Origin of the sequence: Flavobacterium sp. (genome assembly GCF_965657075.1) — a bacterium.
In the GTDB taxonomy this organism is placed as follows: Bacteria; Bacteroidota; Bacteroidia; order Flavobacteriales; family Flavobacteriaceae; genus Flavobacterium.
The window spans coordinates 1-4,546 of record NZ_CBFHMV010000035.1; the positions used below are offsets into that span (position 1 = coordinate 1).

The window sequence follows — 4,546 nt, forward strand, 5'->3', positions numbered from 1 at the left end:
GGTGACGATTGTACCGAAGAACAACACGCGCAAAACAGACGTTCTGAATTTATGATCGTGAAAAAATAAAACCCAAACAAACTAAAATTAAAAATCCCTAATAGAAATATTAGGGATTTTTTTATAGTGAAATGGGGGTTTAGTTGTCAGGAAACTTTTCTAATTTAACTTTTATGCTACCTGCATATTTATTGGGTGCAATATTCATAAAAGCTTTCTTGGACAAATCAATATCTCTTCCTTTTACAAAAGGTCCTCTATCAGTTACAGTTACATCTACAGATTTATTAGTTTTAATACTTGTTACTCTTAAAATTGTACCAAAGGGCAACGATTTGTGTGCACAAGTTAATTCATTATTGTTAAATATTTTCCCGCTTGCAGTTTTTTTGCCAGTAAACTTATCATGATAATAGGAAGCATGTGCGATATCTTTAACCAAAATCATCTTAAAATCGGTACTGTCGACTATAATAGTATCGTTAAATGATTTAAAATTATGTTTAGAACCAGCTGAAAAGTGATGATTAGTAATCTGAGATCCATAATAGAATCCTGCTAGAAGCAAACTAAAATGGATAAGAGATTTCATAATGGGTAAAGATTTAACAAAAGAATCTATGACTAAAAAATTACATCCAAGTTGACCAAGGAATTCTTCCAAGGATTAACAATAATCCTAAACCATAAAAAAGAGCTATTTTCTTAAATTTACCATTTTGACTTTCTTGTTTTTTATGTTTAGACCAACCAATAGTAATCAAAGCTATTGCAATAATATTGATTAGCGGATGTTCAAGCATAGTTAATCTCAACTCAGGTACTTTCATTGCACCTTCTAAAGAAAAAGCCTTTACCCCTTTTTCGGAAATAAAATACAAAATAAATCCTACAAGCAATTGAATGTGACAAAGAATAAAAGCAAATAATGAAATTCTCAAATCTTTTGAAGAAAAAAGCTTCTTATTTAATAGACCATACATAGCATTAATAAATGCTAAGGCTAAAACAAATAAGACAAAATAAGCTAAATTAGAATGTAATGATTTTAATATTGGATACATAAATTAAGTTTTTGGTTATTACAAATATAATAAAAAAATAAAACCCCTTTTAACATTTCTGCTAAAAGGGGTATATTATAAGTTGATTGAAATATTAGAAGTTATATCTAATAGATACATTCCAAGTTCTTCCTAAACCAAAAAACGCATTGTTTTTAACGTTAATTCCTTTGTAGGAATCATCTGTTGTATTAGCAGGGAAAAGACCATTAACATTTCCAGAAGAGAAAGATTGTGTAATTTCAGATAAATAAACTTCATTGAATACGTTATTCATATTTAATCTAAAATTAATTGAATTTTTATAATCTTTACCTACAAACATTTTATAAGAAATACCAGCATCTACTAAATCGTAACTTGGTAATTCAATATTATCTTTTCTAGCAGCTGCATTTGCATATAATTTATCGTAAGTTCTCCAATCAGCATCAATTGAGAAATTTTTGAAAATTTCATATTTAGCACCTAATCCCCAAGTAGTTTGAGCAGCATCACCAACTTGACCTCCGTCAATATCAGTGTTAACTTCATCTAAAAGTGCTTGATTTTCATCGAATCTTCTTTGTGTAGCATTCCCTTTATATTGCCAGTTTCCAACTGAAGCAAATCCTTTTAAGTCAAGTCCTGCAAAAGGTCTTAAAGCAAAATCAACTTCTATACCTGAATGCAATTGTTCGTCATTTTGACTTGTTGTATATACTAAATCACCTGCATTTAGGTTAGTTGTTCCAATTGTAGTTGCAGCTGATAAAGCAGTTGATGTAGTTGTAACTCTATCTTTCCAAGAAGTTCTGTATAAATTTACATTTGCAGAAAACATATTAGATTTAAAACCATATCCAGCTTCTAAACCAAATACTTTTTCGTTAGAAGTTAATGGATTTAAAGCATTTGTGAAATTTAAATAAACATTATCATGGTATGGTTGACGTGAGTAGTAACCTGCATTACCATAAACAGAATGTTGTTCAGCAATTACATAACTAGCACCACCTTTAGCATTATAACCAATGTTATTAACTTTTTCAGAATCAGTATTTGCAGGTAAATAATCATAATAATCAAATCTTTGGTGCGATTGATTAGAAATAGAACCTTGGAAGAAAGCAGATAAATTATCTTTAGAATATTCTAATTGACCGAATAGACCACCATAAGAAATAGTTTCACTATAATCATAATCAATTTTTTGATTATCAGCAGCAGTATTAAAGAAAGAACTCCAAGGATTAGTTGAGAAAGCTTCTGTAACTGTATTTGTAGCTACAGTAGAAGTTGGGAAGTGTGTATTATCTCTCAAATTTCTACTTTCATTCCATCCGCTTAAACCAAGAAAGTTACTTACTTGTCTGTAGTGATCACCATTATAAGTTCTTAAATCTAAACCTAAATTAAGATCTAAATTTTCTGATAATTTGTGATTTAAATTAGAAACTACACCATACCAAGCATGGTTATTCATAGAAGAACGAACAACATAATTATTATTTCTATTAGCATCTGTAGCAGAACCAATACCGTCAGCATCAGCAATGTTGTTTGCATAAATAGCATCAAAATCTACATTACCAGTAGCAGTAGTTCTTTTTCCTCTTCCGTAGTTACCTGTTCCACCACCACGTCCCCATGAAGCGTAAAGTACTGTTGATAAGGATGTTTTATCATTGATTTCATAATCCCAGTTTAAATTAGCCACTGGTTTATGATAAAAATTTCTTCTTTCTGTTCTGTAAACTCCATTCAGAGTTCCCCAGTTACTATTATATCTTCTACCATATTGTAGGTAAGAACTAATAGCTTTTGTAAAATTTTGATCGTGATATTGAGGAGCACCAGTAACTAAAAAGTTAAATGAGTGTTTAGCATTAGCTTTATAACCAAAAGAAATAAAGTAATTCTGTCCTTCACCTTTTGTACCATCATTATATCCATCACCTTGCCAGTGAGACAACATAACACTTGCACCAAAACCATTTTCCATAATACCTGTATTATAACCTACAGTAGATTTGAAATAATCGTCGTTAGCAACTCCAAAAGAAGAAAAACCACCTTCTCTTTTATCAGTAGCTTTTGTAACAAAGTTAACCGTACCTCCAACAGAAGAAATAGCTAATTTAGAAGAACCTAAACCTCTTTGAATTTGGATAACATTAGCAATATCTGACATACCTGACCAGTTTGACCAATACATTTTTCCATCTTCCATTCCGTTGATTGGTTGACCATTCAAAAGAAATGCAGTATTATCTTGTTGAAAACCACGTACAGTAATTCTAGAATCACCATAACCCCCTGATTGACCAGCAACATAAACTGAAGGTGTATTTACTAGAGCTTGAGTAACATCGGCAGTTCCAACTTTAGCTTGAATTTCAGCAGCTTTAATTGTAGAAACAGCAATTGGTGTTTTACGATCTGATGCTAAATCCACAACTCCTTTACCAACTAAAACAATTTCAGTTAATTCATCCTGATTTGCATTCAATTGAATTGAACCAACGTTTAATGTTTTTCCTGTAACAGTGAAAGTAACAGATTTAGTTTCATATCCTAAATAAGATATAATTAATGTTCCTGTAGTTTGAGATGTTGAAAACTCAAATTTACCATCAAAGTTTGTAGATGTACCATCTTGAGTACCTTTAATCATAACACTAGCACCTGGAAGCGGTTCATTATATTCGCCATCCATAATAGTACCTGAAATCTTAGATTGAGCAAAGATTGTTGAAGCAGTCAACATAAGCAAAGCTACTAAGAAATTTTTAGTAATTTTTTTCATTTTAGATTGTGTTTAAATTTTCGACAAATTTAATTCAAATTCGGAAACGAAAACAAAACCAATGTTAACAAACTATTAACAATTTACAAGATTTCTAATTTATGTAATTTTTCAATAAAAAAGAAGTAGAACTGTCGTGATTTTTTAAAGATTTCGCATTGATTTCTTCTAAAATTGAAGTTGCTAATTGCTTACCAAGCTCAACTCCCCATTGGTCATAACTAAAAATATTCCAAATAATTCCTTGTACAAAAATTTTATGTTCATACAAAGCAATTAAAGAACCTAAACTTTCAGGCGTTAACTGATTTATTAACAAAGTGTTTGTTGGATTGTCACCTTTGAAAACTTTATAGGGTAAAAGAAATTCTGATTGTTCTTTTGAAAGGTTATTCTTAACAAATTCATCTACTACTTGTTCTTCACACTTACCCATTAATAGAGCTTCTGTTTGAGCAAAAAAATTAGACATTAATTTATCGTGATGGTCTTTGTTTCCGTATAACGACTTTTTGTAACCAATAAAATCAGTTGGAATTAACTTGGTTCCTTGATGAATTAGTTGAAAAAATGCATGTTGCGAATTTGTTCCTGGTTCACCCCAAATAATTGTACCCGTTTGATAATTAACAGGAATACCGTCTCTACCTATACTTTTACCATTACTTTCCATGATACCTTGTTGCAAATAAGG

Annotated in this window: 3 protein-coding genes and 1 pseudogene; all 4 read right to left on the minus strand. The window is 30.7% G+C overall.

Going from position 1 to position 4,546, the window contains the following annotated elements:
* Positions 1-139: 139 nt before the first annotated feature.
* Complete coding sequence (locus tag ACTF56_RS12280; RefSeq protein ID WP_438967204.1) at positions 140-592, minus strand: septal ring lytic transglycosylase RlpA family protein; 453 nt, start codon at positions 590-592, stop codon at positions 140-142.
* A 40-nt stretch (positions 593-632) separates the two neighbouring features.
* Positions 633-1,064: a hypothetical protein gene (locus ACTF56_RS12285; RefSeq protein ID WP_438967205.1), complete on the minus strand. Its 432-nt coding sequence runs from the start codon at positions 1,062-1,064 to the stop codon at positions 633-635.
* 94 nt (positions 1,065-1,158) lie between these two features.
* Positions 1,159-3,852: a TonB-dependent receptor gene (locus ACTF56_RS12290; protein WP_438967206.1), complete on the minus strand. Its 2,694-nt coding sequence runs from the start codon at positions 3,850-3,852 to the stop codon at positions 1,159-1,161.
* A 94-nt stretch (positions 3,853-3,946) separates the two neighbouring features.
* Positions 3,947-4,546 (minus strand): annotated as a pseudogene (gene pgi / locus ACTF56_RS12295) (glucose-6-phosphate isomerase); the annotation flags it as partial.